The organism is Thalassobacillus hwangdonensis (assembly GCF_042675915.1).
Classification (GTDB): domain Bacteria; phylum Bacillota; class Bacilli; order Bacillales; family Halobacillaceae; genus Thalassobacillus_A; species Thalassobacillus_A hwangdonensis.
In genome coordinates, this window is record NZ_JBHTKL010000008.1 from 30158 (window position 1) to 50229 (window position 20072).

35 protein-coding genes are annotated in these 20072 nt (G+C 44.3%); all 35 read left to right on the plus strand.

The genetic code is table 11. The features are described from left to right. Positions 1–20: 20 nt before the first annotated feature. The 35 genes from rpsL to ACFQ2J_RS18725 all read left to right on the plus strand — a co-directional run bounded on the left by rpsL (position 21) and on the right by ACFQ2J_RS18725 (position 20030). On the plus strand, positions 21–434 hold the full coding sequence (rpsL, locus tag ACFQ2J_RS18555; protein WP_386064249.1) for a 30S ribosomal protein S12: 414 nt from the start codon (positions 21–23) through the stop codon (positions 432–434). 47 nt (positions 435–481) lie between these two features. Further along, complete coding sequence (gene rpsG, locus ACFQ2J_RS18560) at positions 482–952, plus strand: 30S ribosomal protein S7 (protein WP_386064252.1); 471 nt, start codon at positions 482–484, stop codon at positions 950–952. 48 nt (positions 953–1000) lie between these two features. Then, complete coding sequence (gene fusA, locus ACFQ2J_RS18565; protein WP_386064255.1) at positions 1001–3079, plus strand: elongation factor G; 2079 nt, start codon at positions 1001–1003, stop codon at positions 3077–3079. Positions 3080–3208: 129 nt separating this feature from the next. Next, the gene (gene tuf / locus ACFQ2J_RS18570) at positions 3209–4399 is read left to right on the plus strand and encodes an elongation factor Tu (protein WP_386064258.1); all 1191 of its coding nucleotides are present in this window, start codon (positions 3209–3211) and stop codon (positions 4397–4399) included. Positions 4400–4541: 142 nt separating this feature from the next. Continuing rightward, positions 4542–5189 carry a GOLPH3/VPS74 family protein gene (locus tag ACFQ2J_RS18575; RefSeq protein ID WP_386064261.1) on the plus strand — a complete coding sequence of 216 codons (648 nt, stop codon included), beginning with the start codon at positions 4542–4544 and terminating at the stop codon, positions 5187–5189. Positions 5190–5509: 320 nt separating this feature from the next. Further along, positions 5510–5818 carry a 30S ribosomal protein S10 gene (gene rpsJ, locus ACFQ2J_RS18580; protein WP_386064264.1) on the plus strand — a complete coding sequence of 103 codons (309 nt, stop codon included), beginning with the start codon at positions 5510–5512 and terminating at the stop codon, positions 5816–5818. A 30-nt stretch (positions 5819–5848) separates the two neighbouring features. After that, positions 5849–6484, plus strand: a complete 636-nt coding sequence (gene rplC, locus ACFQ2J_RS18585; RefSeq protein WP_386064267.1) for a 50S ribosomal protein L3 — start codon at positions 5849–5851, stop codon at positions 6482–6484. Positions 6485–6505: 21 nt separating this feature from the next. After that, entirely contained in the window at positions 6506–7129 is a 624-nt protein-coding gene (rplD, locus tag ACFQ2J_RS18590; RefSeq protein WP_386064270.1) for a 50S ribosomal protein L4, read from the plus strand. Next, a complete protein-coding gene (gene rplW / locus ACFQ2J_RS18595; protein WP_386064274.1) occupies positions 7129–7419 on the plus strand; it encodes a 50S ribosomal protein L23 in 291 nt (96 codons plus the stop codon). Before rplD ends, rplW begins: the two co-directional genes overlap by 1 nt. Positions 7420–7453: 34 nt before the next feature. Then, positions 7454–8284 (plus strand): 50S ribosomal protein L2, encoded by an 831-nt coding sequence (gene rplB, locus ACFQ2J_RS18600; protein WP_386064277.1) that lies wholly within the window; start codon positions 7454–7456, stop codon positions 8282–8284. A 57-nt stretch (positions 8285–8341) separates the two neighbouring features. After that, positions 8342–8620, plus strand: coding sequence for a 30S ribosomal protein S19 (gene rpsS / locus ACFQ2J_RS18605; protein WP_386064280.1), 279 nt, complete (start codon positions 8342–8344; stop codon positions 8618–8620). A gap of 20 nt (positions 8621–8640) precedes the next feature. Next, on the plus strand, positions 8641–8982 hold the full coding sequence (gene rplV / locus ACFQ2J_RS18610) for a 50S ribosomal protein L22 (protein ID WP_386064283.1): 342 nt from the start codon (positions 8641–8643) through the stop codon (positions 8980–8982). A 3-nt stretch (positions 8983–8985) separates the two neighbouring features. Then, positions 8986–9627 carry a 30S ribosomal protein S3 gene (gene rpsC, locus ACFQ2J_RS18615; protein WP_386064286.1) on the plus strand — a complete coding sequence of 214 codons (642 nt, stop codon included), beginning with the start codon at positions 8986–8988 and terminating at the stop codon, positions 9625–9627. An 18-nt stretch (positions 9628–9645) separates the two neighbouring features. Next, positions 9646–10080 carry a 50S ribosomal protein L16 gene (rplP, locus tag ACFQ2J_RS18620; protein ID WP_386064288.1) on the plus strand — a complete coding sequence of 145 codons (435 nt, stop codon included), beginning with the start codon at positions 9646–9648 and terminating at the stop codon, positions 10078–10080. After that, a complete protein-coding gene (rpmC, locus tag ACFQ2J_RS18625; protein ID WP_093046744.1) occupies positions 10070–10270 on the plus strand; it encodes a 50S ribosomal protein L29 in 201 nt (66 codons plus the stop codon). The genes rplP and rpmC overlap by 11 nt, the downstream gene beginning before the upstream one ends. Positions 10271–10294: 24 nt before the next feature. Then, positions 10295–10558 carry a 30S ribosomal protein S17 gene (gene rpsQ / locus ACFQ2J_RS18630; RefSeq protein ID WP_386064292.1) on the plus strand — a complete coding sequence of 88 codons (264 nt, stop codon included), beginning with the start codon at positions 10295–10297 and terminating at the stop codon, positions 10556–10558. Between the two features lie 42 nt (positions 10559–10600). After that, entirely contained in the window at positions 10601–10969 is a 369-nt protein-coding gene (rplN, locus tag ACFQ2J_RS18635; RefSeq protein WP_386064295.1) for a 50S ribosomal protein L14, read from the plus strand. A 41-nt stretch (positions 10970–11010) separates the two neighbouring features. Continuing rightward, the gene (gene rplX, locus ACFQ2J_RS18640; protein WP_386064298.1) at positions 11011–11322 is read left to right on the plus strand and encodes a 50S ribosomal protein L24; all 312 of its coding nucleotides are present in this window, start codon (positions 11011–11013) and stop codon (positions 11320–11322) included. 25 nt (positions 11323–11347) lie between these two features. Continuing rightward, complete coding sequence (rplE, locus tag ACFQ2J_RS18645; protein ID WP_386064301.1) at positions 11348–11887, plus strand: 50S ribosomal protein L5; 540 nt, start codon at positions 11348–11350, stop codon at positions 11885–11887. Between the two features lie 24 nt (positions 11888–11911). Further along, positions 11912–12097: a 30S ribosomal protein S14 gene (gene rpsN / locus ACFQ2J_RS18650; RefSeq protein WP_084632683.1), complete on the plus strand. Its 186-nt coding sequence runs from the start codon at positions 11912–11914 to the stop codon at positions 12095–12097. Positions 12098–12127: 30 nt separating this feature from the next. Next, a complete protein-coding gene (gene rpsH, locus ACFQ2J_RS18655) occupies positions 12128–12526 on the plus strand; it encodes a 30S ribosomal protein S8 (RefSeq protein ID WP_386064304.1) in 399 nt (132 codons plus the stop codon). A gap of 30 nt (positions 12527–12556) precedes the next feature. Continuing rightward, positions 12557–13093, plus strand: a complete 537-nt coding sequence (gene rplF, locus ACFQ2J_RS18660) for a 50S ribosomal protein L6 (protein WP_386064307.1) — start codon at positions 12557–12559, stop codon at positions 13091–13093. A gap of 32 nt (positions 13094–13125) precedes the next feature. Next, the gene (gene rplR / locus ACFQ2J_RS18665) at positions 13126–13488 is read left to right on the plus strand and encodes a 50S ribosomal protein L18 (protein ID WP_386064309.1); all 363 of its coding nucleotides are present in this window, start codon (positions 13126–13128) and stop codon (positions 13486–13488) included. Between the two features lie 20 nt (positions 13489–13508). Continuing rightward, positions 13509–14012, plus strand: coding sequence for a 30S ribosomal protein S5 (rpsE, locus tag ACFQ2J_RS18670; RefSeq protein ID WP_386064311.1), 504 nt, complete (start codon positions 13509–13511; stop codon positions 14010–14012). 13 nt (positions 14013–14025) lie between these two features. After that, positions 14026–14211 (plus strand): 50S ribosomal protein L30, encoded by a 186-nt coding sequence (gene rpmD / locus ACFQ2J_RS18675; RefSeq protein ID WP_386064314.1) that lies wholly within the window; start codon positions 14026–14028, stop codon positions 14209–14211. Positions 14212–14243: 32 nt separating this feature from the next. Continuing rightward, a complete protein-coding gene (gene rplO, locus ACFQ2J_RS18680; RefSeq protein WP_386064317.1) occupies positions 14244–14684 on the plus strand; it encodes a 50S ribosomal protein L15 in 441 nt (146 codons plus the stop codon). Then, the gene (secY, locus tag ACFQ2J_RS18685) at positions 14684–15979 is read left to right on the plus strand and encodes a preprotein translocase subunit SecY (protein WP_386064320.1); all 1296 of its coding nucleotides are present in this window, start codon (positions 14684–14686) and stop codon (positions 15977–15979) included. Before rplO ends, secY begins: the two co-directional genes overlap by 1 nt. 22 nt (positions 15980–16001) lie before the next feature. Next, positions 16002–16655: an adenylate kinase gene (locus tag ACFQ2J_RS18690; protein ID WP_386064323.1), complete on the plus strand. Its 654-nt coding sequence runs from the start codon at positions 16002–16004 to the stop codon at positions 16653–16655. Beyond that, positions 16652–17398: a type I methionyl aminopeptidase gene (gene map, locus ACFQ2J_RS18695; protein WP_386064326.1), complete on the plus strand. Its 747-nt coding sequence runs from the start codon at positions 16652–16654 to the stop codon at positions 17396–17398. Before ACFQ2J_RS18690 ends, map begins: the two co-directional genes overlap by 4 nt. Before the next feature lie 16 nt (positions 17399–17414). Then, positions 17415–17750, plus strand: a complete 336-nt coding sequence (locus ACFQ2J_RS18700; RefSeq protein ID WP_386064328.1) for an RNA-binding protein — start codon at positions 17415–17417, stop codon at positions 17748–17750. Beyond that, positions 17728–17946 (plus strand): translation initiation factor IF-1, encoded by a 219-nt coding sequence (infA, locus tag ACFQ2J_RS18705; protein WP_003178377.1) that lies wholly within the window; start codon positions 17728–17730, stop codon positions 17944–17946. Before ACFQ2J_RS18700 ends, infA begins: the two co-directional genes overlap by 23 nt. A 35-nt stretch (positions 17947–17981) precedes the next feature. Continuing rightward, a complete protein-coding gene (rpmJ, locus tag ACFQ2J_RS18710; protein WP_003156543.1) occupies positions 17982–18095 on the plus strand; it encodes a 50S ribosomal protein L36 in 114 nt (37 codons plus the stop codon). Positions 18096–18119: 24 nt separating this feature from the next. Then, positions 18120–18485 (plus strand): 30S ribosomal protein S13, encoded by a 366-nt coding sequence (gene rpsM / locus ACFQ2J_RS18715; RefSeq protein WP_386064456.1) that lies wholly within the window; start codon positions 18120–18122, stop codon positions 18483–18485. Positions 18486–18515: 30 nt separating this feature from the next. After that, a complete protein-coding gene (rpsK, locus tag ACFQ2J_RS18720; protein ID WP_386064459.1) occupies positions 18516–18905 on the plus strand; it encodes a 30S ribosomal protein S11 in 390 nt (129 codons plus the stop codon). Positions 18906–19085: 180 nt separating this feature from the next. Further along, positions 19086–20030, plus strand: coding sequence for a DNA-directed RNA polymerase subunit alpha (locus ACFQ2J_RS18725; RefSeq protein WP_386064461.1), 945 nt, complete (start codon positions 19086–19088; stop codon positions 20028–20030). Positions 20031–20072: the final 42 nt, after the last annotated feature.

The following is a 20072-nucleotide window of genomic DNA, read 5'->3' on the forward strand; positions in this document are numbered from 1 at the left end:
TTGAAGGGAGGATATCTAACATGCCAACTATTAACCAATTGGTACGTAAAGGACGCGTAAGCAAGGGGAAGAAATCTGACTCTCCTGCTTTGAATAAAGGATACAACAGCTTCAAGAAGAGCTTGACTGACCAGTCTTCTCCACAAAAACGTGGTGTATGTACTCGTGTCGGTACAATGACTCCTAAGAAGCCGAACTCCGCATTGCGTAAATATGCGCGTGTGCGTTTGACTAACCAGATCGAGGTTACTGCATACATCCCTGGTATCGGCCACAACCTACAAGAGCACAGTGTTGTTCTTATCCGTGGTGGACGTGTAAAAGACTTACCAGGTGTGCGTTATCACATCGTTCGTGGTGCACTTGATACAGCAGGTGTTGAAGGTCGTGCTCAAGGCCGTTCTAAATACGGTACGAAACGCCCTAAGAAATAATGATTTGAAAACCAATTTTGAACACACACAGGAAAGGAGGATGACATATGCCACGTAAAGGACCAGTAGCTAAACGTGATGTATTGCCAGATCCGATGTACAAATCGAAGCTTGTAACTCGCTTGATCAACCAAATCATGGTTGACGGACAGCGCGGAAAAGCACAAAAGATTCTTTATAAAGCTTTTGACCTTGTTCAAGAACGCAGCGGTAACGATGCGATGGAAACTTTCGAACAAGCGATGAAGAACGTAATGCCAGTATTAGAGGTTAAAGCTCGTCGTGTCGGTGGTTCCAACTACCAAGTACCAATGGAGGTACGCCCTGAGCGTCGTCAAGCTCTAGGCCTTCGTTTCATTGTGAACTATTCCCGCCTTCGCGGTGAAAAGACAATGGAAGAGCGCCTTGCTAACGAAATTCTTGATGCTGCCAACAACACAGGTGCAGCTGTTAAGAAGCGTGAAGACATGCACAAGATGGCTGAAGCGAACAAAGCATTCGCTCACTATCGCTGGTAATCAACCAACTAAACTAAAAACTTTACATTCAGAAAGGAGAAAGATTCCATGGCTAGAGAGTTCTCCTTGGAAAAGACTCGTAATATCGGGATCATGGCTCACATCGATGCCGGTAAAACTACCGCTACCGAGCGTATTCTTTTCTATACAGGACGTATCCACAAAATTGGTGAAACTCACGAAGGAGCTTCCCAGATGGACTGGATGGAGCAGGAGCAAGAACGCGGAATTACAATCACTTCCGCTGCGACTACTGCTCAGTGGAAAGACCACCGTATCAACATCATTGATACACCTGGACACGTAGACTTCACTGTTGAAGTTGAGCGTTCCTTGCGTGTACTTGATGGTGCGGTAGCTGTATTGGACGCACAATCTGGTGTTGAACCACAAACAGAAACTGTTTGGCGTCAGGCTACGACATACGGTGTTCCACGTATCGTATTTGTCAACAAAATGGATAAAATCGGTGCTGATTTCATCTACTCCTTAGGTACACTTAGTGACCGTCTAGGAGCAAATGCTGCGGCAGTTCAACTGCCAATCGGTGCTGAAGACGACTTTGAAGGTATCATCGACCTTATCACGATGGAAGCATTCTACTACCTTGATGACTTAGGGACTCGTGCTGAAGCACGTCCAATCCCTGACGAGTACAAGGATCAAGCAGAAGAATACCGCTCGAAACTTATCGAAGCGGTAGCTGATCATGATGAAGACTTGATGATGAAATTCCTAGAAGGGGAAGAAATCACTAACGATGAGTTGAAAGCGGCTATCCGTACTGCAACTCTAAGTGTTGAATTCTACCCAGTATTCTGTGGATCTGCCTTCAAGAACAAAGGTGTTCAACTATTGATTGATGGAGTTATCGATTACCTTCCATCTCCATTAGATGTACCTGCGATTGAAGGTCATGTGCCACAGACGGAAGAGCAAGTCACTCGTAAAGCAGACGATAATGCGCCATTCTCAGCATTGGCATTTAAAGTTGCTACAGACCCATTCGTGGGTAAATTGACTTTCTTCCGTGTGTACTCCGGAACTCTTAACTCCGGTTCATATGTTAAGAATGCAACGAAAGATAAGCGTGAACGTGTAGGTCGTATCCTGCAGATGCACGCGAACTCTCGTGAAGAGATCTCTACTGTATATGCTGGTGACATTGCGGGTGCTGTAGGTCTTAAAGATACAGGAACTGGTGACACATTGTGTGACGAGAAAAACCTTGTAATCCTAGAATCTATGGAATTCCCTGATCCGGTAATCTCTGTAGCGATCGAACCTAAATCCAAAGCGGACCAGGATAAGATGGGTATCGCGCTTGGTAAACTGGCTGAAGAAGACCCGACTTTCCAAACGGAAACAAACGTTGAAACTGGTCAGACAATCATCGCTGGTATGGGTGAGCTTCACCTTGATATCATCGTTGACCGTCTACGCCGTGAGTTCAAAGTGGATGCCAACATTGGCGCTCCACAGGTAGCTTACCGTGAAACGTTCCGTGCAAGTGCGGAAGTTGAAGGTAAATTCGTACGTCAGTCTGGTGGTCGTGGACAATACGGTCACGTTTGGGTTAAATTCGAGCCAAACGAAGAAGGCGCTGGCTTCGAATTCGTAAACAAAATCGTCGGTGGTGTTGTTCCTCGTGAATATATTCCATCTGTCGAGCAGGGAATCAGAGAATCTCTAGAGAATGGTGTATTGGCTGGCTACCCTATGGTAGACATCAAAGCTACTCTTTATGATGGTTCTTACCACGATGTCGACTCTAACGAGATGGCATTTAAAGTAGCTGCATCTATGGCGCTTAAAGCTGCCAAAGGTAAATGTAGCCCAGTTCTTCTTGAGCCAATGATGAAAGTTGAAGTAGTCATTCCGGAAGAATACATGGGAGACATCATGGGTGACGTAACTTCCCGTCGTGGACGTGTAGAAGGTATGGAAGCTCGTGGAACAGCTCAAGTGGTTAAAGCGTTCGTTCCACTTTCTGAAATGTTCGGTTATGCAACAGCGTTGCGTTCCAACACTCAAGGTCGCGGAACTTACACGATGCATTTTGATCACTATGAAGAAGTACCTAAGAGTATTTCTGAAGAGATCATCAAGAAAAATGCTGGTGAATAATTGATTTTTTGCTAAAGTTCAGGTATAACTTGAATTGTGAGCGTGGAAGCAGTTTTGACTGCTTCCGGGCTTCATATAAATTTATTTATTCAAACAAAAATTGTTATTTATTTAAAGGAGGAACTATAAATGGGTAAAGAAAAATTCGACCGCTCCAAATCCCACGTCAACATCGGTACAATTGGCCACGTTGACCATGGTAAAACTACTTTGACTGCAGCAATCACAACTGTACTTCACAAGAAATCTGGTTCTGGTACTGCAATGGCATATGACATGATCGACGGTGCTCCAGAAGAAAAAGAGCGTGGAATCACAATCTCCACTGCACACGTTGAGTACGAAACTGACACTCGTCACTATGCACACGTTGACTGCCCAGGTCACGCTGACTACGTTAAGAACATGATCACTGGTGCTGCACAAATGGACGGAGCTATCCTAGTAGTATCTGCTGCTGATGGTCCAATGCCACAAACTCGTGAGCACATCCTACTTTCTCGTCAGGTTGGTGTACCTGCAGTAGTAGTATTCCTTAACAAAGTTGACATGGTAGACGACGAAGAGCTTCTTGAGCTAGTTGAAATGGAAGTTCGCGATCTACTATCTGAATATGACTTCCCTGGTGACGATGTACCAGTAGTAGCTGGTTCTGCACTTAAAGCTCTTGAAGGTGACGAAAGCTATGAAGCTAAAATCTTCGAACTTATGGATGCAGTTGATGAGTACATCCCAACTCCAGAACGTGACACTGACAAGCCATTCATGATGCCAGTAGAGGACGTATTCTCTATCACTGGTCGTGGTACTGTTGCTACAGGTCGTGTTGAGCGTGGAGAAGTTAAAGTCGGTGACGAAATCGAAATCATCGGTCTTTCTGAAGCGCCTAAGAAAACAACTGTAACTGGTGTTGAAATGTTCCGTAAGCTTCTTGACTATGCAGAAGCTGGAGACAACATCGGAGCGCTTCTTCGTGGTGTGAGCCGTGAAGATATCAGCCGTGGACAAGTACTTGCTAAGCCTGGTACGATCACTCCACACACTGAGTTCCAAGCAGAAGTTTACGTTCTATCTAAAGAAGAAGGTGGACGTCACACTCCATTCTTCTCTAACTACCGTCCACAGTTCTACTTCCGTACAACTGACGTGACTGGCGTTATCGAACTTCCACAAGGCGTAGAAATGGTTATGCCTGGAGATAACGTAGAGATGACTGTTAAGCTTATCTCTCCAATCGCGATCGAAGACGGTACTAAGTTCTCCATCCGTGAAGGTGGACGTACTGTAGGCGCTGGTGTTGTAGCTTCAATCACTAAGTAAGCCTTAAATATTCAAGTAAAGGCAGCGATTTGATCGCTGCCTTTTTTCTATGCCTGAATACATAACTTAGATGAGTTTCTTCTATATATATGAAACGCATAGAGCAATCGATTCGTATAACATGATAAAAGGGGGATGAATCATGTTATTGCATGAAGAACTAGTGTACCTTTCCATTGATGATCGGAAAAATAAGCTGAGTGTTTCGCAAAGTATCCTAAACCAGGCAATAGCAGGTGCAGTTTTGATGGATGCACTATTTGATGGATTAGTGACGATTGAGAATAAGAAAATGTACATTACGGAAAAGCTGCAGGATAACCCATTTCATGAACGCTTTTTTGTATTGGAAAAGATGGACGGGAAGCCCGTGAAATCCGTATTGAAAAAACTGGCTGGTGAAGCTAGTGTGACAAGTGCGATCGAAGCATTGTCTGCAAAGCAGCTGATTTCGATACAAGAAGAAAAAGTGCTCTTGTTATTTACTACGAAGAACTATCATCTTGCAGAACCTGAACGAAAACAGCTGCTGGTGAAAACAATCAAGGAAGAAATCATGTCGTATGAAGGAGAGCCATCGAATCGTCTGTTCTCGTTGGCATCGTTAATCGAAGTGACAAAACTGGATCGCCATCTTTTCCCTCAAGAATATAAAGATATGAAAAAACGTTTGAAGGAAATACGTAAATCGGATGTTATCGCACAGTCTGTCTATCAGATTATTAAAGACACTGAAACGATGATGGTTGTCATTACAGCTGGAGCAGTTGCAGCTACGACAAGCAACTGATAAATACAATAAATCAACCCTGTTCACGCAGGGTTTTTCTTATGTGCTGAATTCCTGTTGAACCCATACGGCTGTAAGTGGAACAGGGGTTGAAATCATCGTCGATCCTTAGTATAATTACTTGATGTGCGACGTCATAAATTCATTTGATTTTATGCTTGCATTCGCCAACATTCTTCTATATAATAAGTAATGTTGGTCATAAAAGGCGATGATGCGAAAGGTTGTTGACACACCCGGCCCCTTTGCCATGGCTAGTGGGTCAAGGAATTTTCGCGGAGAAAGTCTATTTTTGAAATGGGCGAAAAGGAGGGAAAATAATGGCAAAAGAAAAGATTCGTATTCGTTTGAAGGCGTATGATCACCGTATTTTGGATCAATCCGCTGTGAAAATCGTAGACACTGCGAAGCGTTCAGGAGCTAACGTATCAGGTCCGATCCCGCTTCCGACTGAAAAGTCTATCTACACAATTCTACGTGCGGTGCACAAGTACAAAGATTCTCGTGAGCAATTCGAGATGCGCACGCATAAACGTCTAATCGACATCATTAATCCGACACCACAAACAGTAGATTCTCTAATGCGTTTGGACCTACCATCTGGTGTGGATATCGAAATTAAACTATAAAACTTTTTTAAATCATAGGAGGTGTAACGGATGGCGAAAGGAATCTTAGGACGCAAAGTCGGCATGACTCAAATCTTCTCTGAAGATGGCGAGTTGATCCCGGTAACAGTAGTTCAAGCTGAACCAAACGTAGTTCTTCAAAAGAAGACTATGGAAAACGATGGATATGAATCCATTCAATTGGGCTTTGCAGATCAGAAGAAAAACCGTACGAACAAGGCTGGGACTGGACATGCTGATAAAGCAAACACCACACCTAAGCGCTACGTTCGTGAAATCCGTAATGCAAGTCTTGATGACTACGAAGTAGGTCAAGAAGTTAAGGTGGATATTTTTGAAGCTGGAGACGTAATCGATGTGACAGGACAATCCAAAGGTAAAGGTTTCCAAGGTGCGGTCAAGCGTCACAACCAAAAAATCGCTCCAATGGCACATGGTTCCCGCTACCACCGTGGTCCCGGTTCTATGGGGCAAGGTGCGGACCCGGCAAAAGTATTCAAAGGTAAAGGCCTTCCTGGGCAAATGGGTAGCGAAACAGTTACTCTACAAAACCTTGAAGTAGTAAAAGTTGACGCCGAGCGTAACTTGCTATTGATCAAAGGTAACGTACCAGGAGCTAAAAAATCCTACGTTAAAGTCACGAGTGCAATCAAGGCTAGCAAATAATAGAGGAAGGGAGGATATGTCATGCCTAAAGTAGCACTATTAAACCAAAGCGGCTCTAAAGTCGGCGATGTTGAATTGAACGACGCCGTTTTCGGTATCGAACCTAATACTCATGTACTACACGAAGCTGTTGTGATGCAACGCGCATCTTTGCGCCAAGGCACACACAAAGTTAAGAATCGTTCTGAAGTACGCGGCGGTGGACGCAAACCATGGCGTCAAAAAGGTACAGGTCGTGCACGTCAAGGTTCTATCCGTTCACCACAGTGGGTTGGCGGTGGAACAGTATTCGGCCCAACACCACGCAGCTACAGCTACAAATTACCAAAGAAAGTGCGTCGTCTAGCACTACGTTCTGCGCTATCAAGCAAAGTGAACGATGAGAACCTGATCGTTTTGGAAAGTCTTTCACTGGATGCTCCAAAAACAAAAGAGGTTGTCAGCCTGCTTAACGCACTTGACGTAAACTCTAAAGTACTAATCGTTACTGCTGATGAAGATGTGAACGTTACTCGTTCTTCTAACAACATCAAAACAGCAAAAACGGTTTCTGTTGAACAAATGAATGTGATGGATTTGCTATCGCATGACAAGCTGATCCTTACTAAGGAAGCAGCTGAAAAAGCAGGGGAGGTGCTTGCATAATGAAAGAACCACGTGATATCATTAAGCGCCCTGTCATTACGGAACAGTCTGCAGACCTTATGGGAGAAAAGAAATATACGTTTGAAGTGAGCACGAAAGCGAACAAAACTCAAATCAAGCATGCCGTTGAAGAGATCTTCGGTGTGACTGTTGAGCGTGTGAACACAATGAACCTTAAAGGTAAATTCAAGCGTATGGGCCGTTACGGCGGTTACCGTTCTGACCGTAAGAAAGCAGTTGTTACTTTGACTGAAGATAGTAAAGAACTAGAATTCTTTGAAGGTGTATAAAAAATAAAGTTTATAAGTGAAGGAGGGAAAAAAGATGGCGATTAAAAAGTATAGACCTACTACTAATGGTCGTAGAGGCATGTCTGTATCCGATTTTGCTGAAATCACTACAGACACTCCAGAAAAATCCTTGCTTGCTCCACTTCACAAACGTGGTGGTCGTAACAACCAAGGTAAACTAACTGTTCGTCATCAGGGCGGCGGTCATAAGCGTCATTACCGTATCATCGATTTCAAGCGTGACAAAGATGGAATACCAGGTCGCGTTGCTACGATCGAATACGATCCGAACCGTTCCGCTAACATCGCTTTGATTCACTATGCTGATGGTGAAAAGCGTTACATCCTAGCTCCAAAAGGATTGGAAGTAGGAAAAGAAATCATGTCAGGTGAAAGTGCAGATATCGTTCCAGGTAACGCACTTCAACTTAAAGATATTCCAGTTGGTACAATCGTACACAACATCGAGCTTAAGCCGGGTCGCGGTGGACAGCTGGCACGTTCTGCAGGTGCTCAGGCACAAGTTCTTGGACGTGAAGAGAAATATGTTCTTGTACGTTTGACTTCTGGTGAGGTTCGCTTGATTCTAGGCACTTGCCGTGCAACTGTCGGTCAAGTTGGTAACCTACAGCACGAATTGATCAACATCGGTAAAGCAGGTCGCTCCCGTCACCTAGGTAAGCGCCCGACTGTTCGTGGTTCTGTTATGAACCCTAACGATCACCCACACGGTGGTGGTGAAGGACGCGCTCCAATCGGACGTAAATCACCAATGTCACCATGGGGCAAACCGACACTTGGTTACAAAACGCGTAAGCGTAACAAACCATCTGATAAGTATATCGTTCGTAAACGTAAAAAATAACGGGGTTGAACGACGGGGCATGAAACCCGTCTCTCAATCACGAAGGGAGGTTTATGTATGGGTCGCAGCCTAAAAAAGGGACCTTTCGTAGATGACCATCTAATGAAAAAAGTCGAAAAAATGAACGAAGATGATAAGAAACAAGTGGTAAAGACTTGGTCACGTCGTTCTACTATTTTCCCTAACTTTGTCGGACACACAATCGCAGTTTATGACGGTCGTAAACATGTACCAGTTTTCGTTACAGAAGATATGGTCGGTCACAAACTCGGTGAATTCGCGCCATCCCGTACGTTCAAGGGACACTCTGGCGATGATAAGAAAACAAAACGCTAAATTGAGAGGAGGCACTCCAGATGCAAGCTAAAGCCGTTGCGAAAACCGTTCGTATTGCTCCTCGTAAAGTTCGTTTAGTCGTAGATTTGATTCGAGGAAAAAACGTTGGTGAAGCGATCGCGATTCTACGTCATACACAGCGTGGCGCTTCTCCGGTTGTAGAAAAGGTATTGAACTCTGCTATTGCTAACGCAGAACACAATTATGAATTGGACCCGGAAAACCTATACGTTTCCGAGGCGTTTGTAAATGAAGGTGTAACGATGAAACGTTTCCGTCCACGTGCGATGGGACGCGCTAGCCAAATCAACAAACGCACAAGCCACATCACAGTGGTTGTATCAGAAAAGAAGGAGGGATAATCAGTGGGTCAAAAAGTTAATCCTGTAGGTCTTCGTGTCGGAGTCATCCGCGACTGGGAATCCAAGTGGTACGCTGGCAAAGATTACGCTGACTTGCTACATGAAGATATCAAAATTCGTGAATATATTGAACAACGCCTAAAAGACGCTTCAGTATCTACGATCGAAATCGAGCGTGCAGCAAACCGTGTGAATATCACTATCCACACTGCTAAGCCTGGTATGGTTATTGGTAAAGGTGGATCCGAAGTTGAAGCACTTCGTAAATCCCTTAACGACCTGACTGGCAAACGCGTTCACATCAACATCGTAGAAGTGAAAAAAGCGGACTTGAACGCAACATTGGTTGCTGAAAATATCGCACGTCAATTGGAAAACCGTATTTCTTTCCGTCGTGCTCAGAAACAAACTATCCAACGTGCTATGCGCGCAGGAGCTAAAGGTATTCGTACGCAAGTATCAGGACGCCTTGGCGGTGCGGACATCGCTCGTGCAGAATCTTACAGTGAAGGAACTGTACCACTACACACACTTCGTGCAGACATCGATTACGGTACTGCGGAAGCTGACACAACTTACGGTAAGCTTGGTGTCAAAGTGTGGATCTATCGTGGAGAAGTCCTTCCAACAAAGAACAAGAAATAAGGAAGGGGGAAAAGCATTATGTTAATGCCAAAACGTGTTAAGTATCGTCGTCAACACCGTACTAGCTTGAAAGGCCGTGCTAAAGGCGGAACTTCAGTAGCATTCGGTGAATATGGATTGCAAGCTGTAGAACCAGCATGGATTACAAGCCGTCAAATCGAGGCAGCGCGTATTGCGATGACTCGTTATATGAAACGTGGCGGTAAAGTCTGGATCAAAATCTTCCCAGACAAACCTTACACTGCTAAACCCCTTGAAGTCCGTATGGGTTCCGGTAAAGGTGCTCCAGAAGGATGGGTTGCAGTAGTAAAACCAGGAAAGATCATGTTTGAGATCGCAGGTGTATCTGAAGAGGTTGCACGCGAAGCGTTGCGTCTTGCTTCTCACAAGCTACCGATCAAAACTAAAATCGTAAAACGTGAAGAAATTGGTGGTGAAATCAATGAAGGCTAATGAAATCAGAGAATTAACCACTGCCGAAATTGAACAAAAAGTCAAATCTTTAAAAGAAGAACTTTTCAACCTACGTTTCCAGCTAGCAACAGGTCAACTTGAGAACACAGCTCGTATCCGTGAAGTTCGCAAGTCCATCGCAAAGATGAAGACTGTTGTCCGTGAAAGAGAGCTAGGCGTAAATAACTAATAGTTGAGAGGAGGTTACCCTCACATGAGTGAACGTAATAATCGTAAGGTTTACACTGGTCGTGTAGTATCTGACAAGATGGATAAAACCATTACGGTAATGGTTGAGACTTATAAATTCCACAAACTTTATGGTAAGCGTGTCAAGTACTCCAAGAAGTTCAAGACACATGACGAAAACAACCAAGCTAAGAACGGCGACATCGTACGCATCATGGAAACTCGTCCGCTATCTGCGACTAAACGTTTCCGTTTGATCGAAGTCGTTGAAGAATCAGTTATCATTTAATAAAGTTCGCTCGGAATTGTTCCGAAGGGAGGTAACAGCGATATGATTCAACAGGAATCAAGAATGAAAGTTGCAGACAACTCTGGCGCTCGTGAAATTCAAGCGATCAAAGTACTAGGCGGTTCAGGCCGTAAAACAGCTAACATTGGTGATGTTATTGTTGCAAGTGTAAAACAAGCAACACCAGGGGGCGTTGTTAAAAAAGGTGAAGTAGTTAGAGCGGTTATCGTTCGTTCAAAGAGCGGCGTACGTCGTAAAGATGGTTCTTACATCCGTTTTGATGAGAACGCAGCTGTAATCATCCGTGATGATAAAGGACCACGTGGTACTCGTATCTTCGGACCGGTTGCTCGTGAATTGCGTGATGCAAAATTTATGAAGATCGTATCTCTAGCTCCAGAAGTATTGTAATAGATAGAATCGAAAAGCCTTGTTAAGGAGGTGCGTCAAGCATGCATGTAAAAAAAGGTGACAAAGTAATGGTCATTTCCGGTAAGGATAAAGGCAAACAAGGAACAATCCTTGAAGCATACCCGAAAAAAGAACGTGTACTTGTTGAAGGGATCAACGTCGTGAAGAAACACGCGAAACCTTCTCAAGATAACCCACAGGGTGGAATCCTTAACCAGGAAGCACCTGTTCATGTATCTAATGTGATGCCGATTGATCCAAAATCCGGCGAACCAACACGTGTTGGATACAAGGAAGAAAACGGAAAGAAAGTTCGTATCGCTAAAAAATCAGGTGAAGCTTTAGATAAATAATTAGCGACGAAAGGAGGGCCACACGATGAACGAACTAAAGAAAAAATATCAAGAAGAAGTTGTTCCATCTTTGATGAGCAAATTCGAATATGACTCTGTCATGCAAGCACCGAAAGTTGAGAAGATCGTTGTCAACATGGGTATCGGTGATGCAGTACAGAATGCGAAAGCACTAGACACTGCTGTTGAAGAACTATCACTAATCACAGGACAAAAACCATTGGTTACTCGTGCAAAGAAATCCATCGCTGGATTCCGTCTTCGTGAAGGAATGCCAATCGGTGCGAAAGTAACTCTTCGCGGAGAGCAAATGTACGAATTCCTACAAAAGCTTATCGCTGTATCCCTGCCACGTGTACGTGACTTCCGCGGGATCTCTAAGAAAGCTTTTGACGGTCGTGGAAACTACACTCTTGGTGTCAAAGAGCAATTGATTTTCCCGGAGATTGATTATGATAAAGTCAACAAAGTGCGTGGAATGGATATCGTTGTAGTAACTACAGCGAACACAGACGAAGAAGCACGTGAACTCTTAGCTCAGTTTGGTATGCCGTTTCAAAAATAATGAGCTAACAAAGGAGGGAAAATTGTGGCTAAAAAATCAATGATCGCGAAACAAAAGCGTACCCCTAAGTACAAAGTTCAGGAATATACGCGTTGTGAACGCTGCGGACGTCCGCACTCCGTACTACGCAAATTCAAACTTTGCCGTATTTGTTTCCGTGAACTTGCATATAAAGGACAAATTCCTGGCGTCAAAAAAGCTAGCTGGTAAACCCCATTTCGGGAAGGAGGTAAATGAGTTATGACAATGACAGATCCAATTGCAGATATGCTTACGCGTATCCGTAACGCTAATATGGTACGTCACGAGAAGCTAGAACTTCCAGCTTCCAACGTTAAAAAGGAGATCGCTGATATCCTTAAACGCGAAGGTTTCGTACGTGATTTCGAATATGTAGAAGACAACAAACAAGGTGTCCTACGTATCTTCATGAAATACGGACAAAACGAAGAGCGTGTAATTTCTGGAGTGAAACGTATCAGTAAACCAGGATTGCGTGTATATGCCAAAGCTGATGAACTTCCAAAAGTTCTTAACGGTCTAGGTGTAGCAATCGTATCCACATCAAAAGGTCTATTGACTGATAAAGAAGCACGTGAACAAGCCGTTGGTGGCGAAGTGCTTGCATATGTCTGGTAATCTAACAGAGAAGACAGGAGGTGCAAAAGAATGTCTCGCGTAGGTGTTAAAACATTAGAGATCCCTCAAGGTGTTGAGGTTAAGAATGATAACAACACGATCACTGTCAAAGGACCAAAAGGCGAACTTACTCGTACTTTCCACCCTGACATGGTCATCAAACAAGAAGATAACGTTCTTACTGTAGAACGTCCAAGCGATAACAAAGAGCACAAAGCTCTACACGGAACTACTCGCAGCATCATCGGAAACATGGTTGAAGGAGTTTCCAAAGGCTACGAGAAATCACTTGAAATCATCGGTGTAGGTTACCGTGCTAACAAGCAAGGCTCTAAAGTCGTGATTAACGCTGGTTATTCACACCCTGTAGAAGTCGAGCAACGTGACGGAATCGAAATCGAAATTCCTTCCAACACGAAAGTGATTGTAAAAGGAATCGATAAAGAACTAGTAGGAGCAGTTGCAGCGAATATCCGCGCAATCCGCCCACCCGAGCCTTACAAAGGTAAAGGTATCCGTTATGAAGGCGAACACGTTCGTCGTAAAGAAGGTAAAACTGCTAAATAAGGTTCGATAGGGAACAGAAAGGAGTGACCTGGATGATCACAAAGGCTGACAAAAACGTAGTACGTAAGAAAAGACATGCGCGTGTACGTCGTACCATCTCTGGAACTGCTGAACGCCCACGTCTTAACGTCTACCGTTCAAACAAACACATCTATGCCCAGCTAATCGATGATATCAACCAAGTAACAGTAGCCAGCGCTTCTACTGTAGACAATGGTTTCGATCTAGAAGGTACTGGAAACGTTGAAGCAGCACAGAAAGTCGGAGAAATGATTGCTAAGCGTGCACAAGACAAAGGATTCAAGAACGTCGTATTCGATCGCGGCGGTTACTTGTACCATGGACGTGTAAAAGCACTAGCCGAAGCAGCTCGTGAAGCTGGCTTGGAATTTTAATCGATAAAGGAGGGACATACATGCGTACAAACATCGACCCTAGTAAACTAGATCTTGAAGAACGCGTTGTAACTGTCAACCGTGTAGCGAAGGTTGTAAAAGGTGGACGTCGCTTCCGCTTCGCAGCACTGGTTGTTGTAGGTGATAAAAACGGTCATGTCGGTTTTGGTACTGGTAAAGCACAAGAAGTACCAGAAGCGATCAAAAAAGCAATTGATGATGCTAAGAAAAATCTTATCAGTGTACCAGTTGTTGGTACGACTATTCCACACGAAATCACTGGACGCTTCGGCGCTGGAAACATTCTAATGAAACCAGCTGCAGAAGGTACAGGAATCATCGCTGGTGGACCTGTCCGTGCCGTACTTGAGCTTGGTGGCGTAGGTGACATCCTATCCAAATCACTAGGTTCAAACACACCAATCAACATGGTCCGCGCTACAATCCAAGGCCTAAGCGAGCTTAAGCGTGCAGAAGATGTCGCGAAGCTTCGTGGAAAGTCTGTAGAAGAACTGTTAGGATAAGGAGGGAAATAACATGGCTAAAAAGTTGGAAATTACCCTCACGCGCAGTGTCATCGGCAGAAAGCAAGATCAGCGTCGTACTGTCGAAGCACTAGGTTTGAATAAAATTCGTAAAACTGTAGTTCTTGAAGATACTCCTTCCACTCGTGGAATGGTCAACAAAGTATCCCACTTAGTATCGGTGAAAGAAGTACAATAAACTAAAAGCGCAAAAGAGGAGGTGCTCGCATCATGAAACTGCATGAACTAAAGCCAGCTAAAGGTACTCGTAAAGTACGCAACCGCGTCGGTCGTGGTATGGCTAGCGGTAACGGTAAAACTGCTGGACGTGGTATGGATGGTCAAAAATCTCGTTCCGGCGGCGGTGTACGCCCAGGATTCGAAGGTGGACAAATGCCACTATTCCAACGTCTTCCTAAGCGTGGATTCACAAACATCCACCGCAAGGAATTCGCAATCGTTAACCTTGAAGCACTTAATCGTTTCGACGAAGGCACAGAGGTTACACCTGAGCTTTTACTAGAAACTGGTGTTGTAAGCAAAGCGAAAGCTGGAATCAAGATTCTTGGTAACGGTTCTATCGAAAAGAAACTTACAGTAAAAGCTCACAAGTTCTCTGCTTCTGCTAAAGATGCAATCGAAGCAGCGGGCGGTCAAACTGAGGTGATTTAATGTTCCGTACAATCTCCAATTTTATGCGCGTGGGTGATATTCGGCGGAAAATCATATTCACCTTGTTGATGCTTATCGTATTCAGATTAGGTACATTCATTCCTGTGCCATTTACGAATAAAGATGCCATCACCTTTATGGATGAGCAGAATGCTTTCGGCTTTCTGAACACATTCGGTGGTGGAGCATTGCAGAACTTCTCCATTTTCGCAATGGGGATCATGCCTTACATCACGGCATCCATCATCATGCAATTGCTGCAAATGGATGTTGTGCCTAAATTCACTGAATGGAAAAAGCAAGGGGAAGTGGGCCGCCGGAAATTAGCTCAGTTTACCCGCTATGGAACTGTCGTTCTAGCTTTCATCCAGGCGATCGGAATGTCCATTGGCTTTAATGCCATGACAGGCGGTCAGTTGATCCAGAATCCTGGCGTCACACAATTCCTGATCATCGCCTTGGTATTGACAGGTGGAACAGCGTTCTTGATGTGGCTTGGTGAGCAAATCACTGCCCATGGCGTAGGAAATGGTATTTCCATCTTGATTTTTGCTGGTATCGCTGCTGCGATTCCAAATGGCATCAATCAACTATATGAAAAGTATTTCTCCAACCCAGGAGAGCAGTTGTTCATCAACATCGTCATCGTAGCAATCATCGCACTAGTAATCGTAGCCGTTGTCGTGGGTGTCATCTTCATCCAGGAAGCACTACGTAAAATTCCAATTCAATATGCGAAACGATTGGTGAACCGTTCACCTGTAGGTGGTCATTCGACACACCTTCCAATCAAGGTGAATGCAGCTGGAGTTATCCCTGTCATCTTCGCTATCTCATTCATTATCGCTCCACCGACAATTGCCGGTTTCTTCGAGGGTAATGAAGTAGCGAGTACGATCACGTATATCTTTGACTATAATAACTGGCCTGGGATGACAATCTATGTAGCATTGATCATCGCCTTCACTTATTTCTACACATTCGTTCAGGTCAACCCTGAGCAAATGGCAGAAAATCTGCAGAAGCAAGGTGGTTATATTCCGGGAATCCGTCCTGGAAAGAATACGGAAACGTACTTGAAAAGGGTTATGTACCGATTGACTTTCGTAGGTTCCATCTTCCTGGCAGCCGTATCGATCCTTCCGATTATTCTTGGCTCCATCGCGAATCTGCCTGCTTCCATCCAAATCGGAGGAACCAGCCTCTTGATCGTTGTAGGTGTTGCACTGACAACGATGAAACAGTTGGAAAGTCAGTTAGTGAAGCGTCACTATAAAGGTTTCATCAAAGGATAAAAATGAGAGCGAGGGGAACACGTTGAATTTAATTCTGATGGGTCTTCCTGGTGCTGGCAAAGGCACGCAGGCAGAGAAGATAGTCGAAAAATATGACATCCCTCATATCTCAACTGGAGATATGTTCCGTTTAGCTATCAAAGAAGGAACAGAACTTGGTAAAGAAGCGAAAGCTTTTATGGATAAAGGCGAATTGGTTCCGGATGAAGTTACAATCGGAATCGTTCGCGAACGTTTAAGCAAGCCGGATTGTAACAAAGGCTTCCTGCTAGATGGTTTTCCACGAACGATCGCTCAGGCAGAAGCTTTGGAGAATCTGTTGAATGATATGGATGCATCCTTGGATCATGTACTTCATATCGATGTTCCAACCGATCAACTGGTAGAACGTCTTACCGGCCGTCGCATTTGTCCGACTTGTGGAGCGACGTATCATGTCATCTACAACCCGCCTAAAGAGGAGGGTGTCTGTGACAAGGATGGTTCAGAGCTGATCCAGCGTGAAGATGATCAGCCTGCAACAGTTCGCAAACGCTTGGAAGTGAATGTGGAACAAACGCAGCCGATGTTGGACTTCTACAAAGAAAAAGGCTACTTGGTAAGTATCGATGGTGACCAGGATATCGACCAAGTATTCAAGGATCTTGATGAAAAGCTCGGAGGCTCATCCAAATGATCGTATGCAAAACACCACGGGAAATTGAAATCATGCGTGAAGCAGGCAAAATCGTTGCCTTGACGCACCAAGAGTTGAAAAAGCATATTCAACCAGGAATCACCACAAAGGAATTGGATCGCATTGCAGAGAAGACGATCCGAGGCATGGGTGCAATTCCTTCCTTTAAAGGGTATAATGGTTTCCGTGGTAGTATTTGCGCATCTGTCAATGAAGAGCTTGTTCATGGGATTCCGGGAGACCGGAAGCTGAATGAGGGAGATATTATCAGCATTGATATCGGTGCAAAGTATAACGGATACCACGGCGATTCTGCCTGGACGTATCCGGTTGGCGAGATTGATGAAGGTACTGAGGAATTGCTGAAAGTAACCGAGACATCTTTGTTCAAAGGACTTGATGAAGCAAAACCAGGTGAACGCCTTTCAAATATATCCCATGCCATTCAAAGCTATGTGGAACCTCTCGGTTTCAGCATCGTCAGGGAGTACGTCGGACACGGGGTAGGTCAGGAACTGCATGAGGATCCTCAAATTCCTCACTATGGTCCGCCTAACAAGGGTCCAAGACTTAAACCTGGAATGGTATTAGCGATTGAACCTATGGTCAATGCAGGAAAAAGATATGTCAAAACTCTTGCAGATAATTGGACGGTCGTTACCCAAGATGGTAAAATGTGTGCGCATTTTGAACACACCATCGTTATTACTGAAGAAGGTTATGAGATTTTAACCAAAGCCTAAGTGAAGGTGATCGTGATTGAACGAAACGGAGTCGAGTCCGCAATTAGGTCAAGTTGTTCGTATTGTACAGGGACGTGAGTCGGGGCAGTATGCGGTTGTCATAGATTACATTGACGATCGTTTTGTGCTGCTTGCCGACGGGGAGAAACGTAAGTATGATCGACCAAAGAAAAAGAATCTGCAGCATGTGGAGCTGATGGATTTCGTTTCTCCTGAAGTCCACAAGAGCCTTCTAGAAACTGGTCGCGTCACAAATGGTAAACTGCGGTTTGCCGTGTCCAAATTTATCAATGAAGTAGTGACTGATTTGAAGAAGGGAGATCAACTCGATGGCGAAAGACGATGTAATTGAAGTGGAAGGAACAGTCGTTGAAACTCTTCCGAACGCAATGTTCAAGGTAGAGCTTGAAAACGGCCATACCGTGTTAGCTCATGTTTCTGGTAAAATTCGCATGCATTTCATTCGAATCTTGCCTGGAGATAAAGTAACGGTTGAACTTTCCCCTTATGATTTAACTAGAGGACGTATCACGTACCGTTATAAATAGCATGAAATGCTCCGATATAAAAGGAGGTATGGATCATGAAGGTAAGACCTTCTGTAAAACCAATTTGCGAAAAGTGCAAAGTTATCCGTCGTAAAGGTAAAGTAATGGTTATTTGCGAAAACCCTAAGCATAAACAAAAACAAGGTTAATATTGAAGGAGGTGCACGTACCGCATGGCACGTATTGCAGGTGTAGATATTCCTCGCGATAAGCGAGTAGTAATTTCATTGACTTATGTCTACGGTATCGGAAACAGTACTGCGAAAGACGTTCTAGCTAAAGCTGGAGTCTCTGAAGACACTCGTGTTCGCGATCTTACTGAAGACGAATTGGCAAAAATCCGTAAAGAAGTTGAGAACTTCAACGTAGAAGGTGACCTTCGCCGTGAAGTTTCACTTAACATCAAACGTTTGATCGAAATCGGTTCTTACCGTGGAATCCGCCACCGTCGCGGACTACCAGTACGCGGACAGAAGACGAAGAACAACTCCCGTACACGTAAAGGTCCACGTCGTACAGTAGCTAACAAACGTAAGTAATTGATAAGTAAAGGAGGTAACTAAAACACTATGGCACGTAAAACTAACACTCGTAAACGTCGTGTAAAAAAGAATATTGAGAGTGGTGTGGCTCATATCCGTTCCACTTTTAACAATACGATCGTAACGATCACTGACGTTCAAGGTAACGCTATAAGCTGGAGCAGTGCTGGATCCCTTGGTTTCAAAGGTTCCCGTAAATCTACTCCATTCGCCGCTCAAATGGCTGCTGAAGCTGCTGCTAAAGCTTCTCAGGAACACGGCATGAAAACTCTTGAAGTAACAGTCAAAGGTCCTGGTGCTGGTCGTGAAGCTGCTATCCGTGCGCTTCAAGCAGCAGGCATGGAAGTAACAGCGATTGTTGACGTAACTCCAGTACCTCACAATGGCTGCCGTCCACCAAAACGTCGTCGCGTGTAATTAACCTGTATAGAATTTGTCACCCTGTCTATAATGGGTTATGATAGCTATTTAACAGCAACGCATAACACACATTAAGAAGAATGTTTTGATTCTGAATCGGGGATGCCTACCTGAGGAATTTCGGTTAGACGGTTTGTCTAACCGGGGTTTCGACGTTTTGAAGGAGGGTTTTGTTTAATGATCGAAATAGAAAAGCCAAAAATTGAAACGGTCGAAATCAGCGAAAAGTCCACTTTTGGTAAATTCGTTGTCGAACCGCTTGAACGTGGGTACGGTACAACACTGGGGAACTCCTTACGTCGTATCCTGTTATCCTCACTTCCTGGCGCTGCTGTAACATCAGTTCAAATTGATGGGGTACTTCATGAATTCTCGACGATCGAAGGCGTAGTCGAGGATGTGACGACTGTAATTTTGAACCTAAAGAAACTGGCTCTGAAGATTTATTCTGATGAAGAGAAGACTTTAGAAATCGATGTACAGGGCGAAGGAAAAGTCACCGCCGCTGATATTACGCATGATAGCGACATCGAAGTATTGAACCCGGAATTGCATATTGCAACACTGGATTCCAATGCGAAGCTAACTATGCGCATTACAGCTGAACGCGGTCGAGGATATCGCCCAGCAGAAGGTAATAACCATGAAGAATTGCCAATTGGTGTCATTCCAGTTGACTCTATCTTCACACCAGTCTCACGTGTAACTTATCAAGTTGAGAATACACGTGTCGGCCAAACATCCAACTTCGACAAGTTGACATTGGATGTATGGACGGATGGAAGCATCCGCCCAGAAGAGGCTGTATCTCTTGGAGCTAAGATCTATATGGAACACCTCAACATCTTTGTAGGCCTTACTGATGAAGCACAAAATGCTGAAATCATGGTTGAAAAAGAAGAGGACCAAAAAGAGAAAGTCCTTGAGATGACGATTGAAGAACTTGACCTGTCAGTACGTTCTTACAACTGCCTTAAGCGTGCAGGCATCAACACTGTGCAAGAGCTTGCTCAAAAGTCTGAAGAAGATATGATGAAGGTCCGTAACCTTGGTCGTAAGTCTCTTGAAGAAGTGAAGCACAAGCTGGATGACCTGGGCCTAGGCCTTCGTAATGACGATTGATCGATAGATAGATTGAACATCTTAAGAGATTCCTAAACAAGG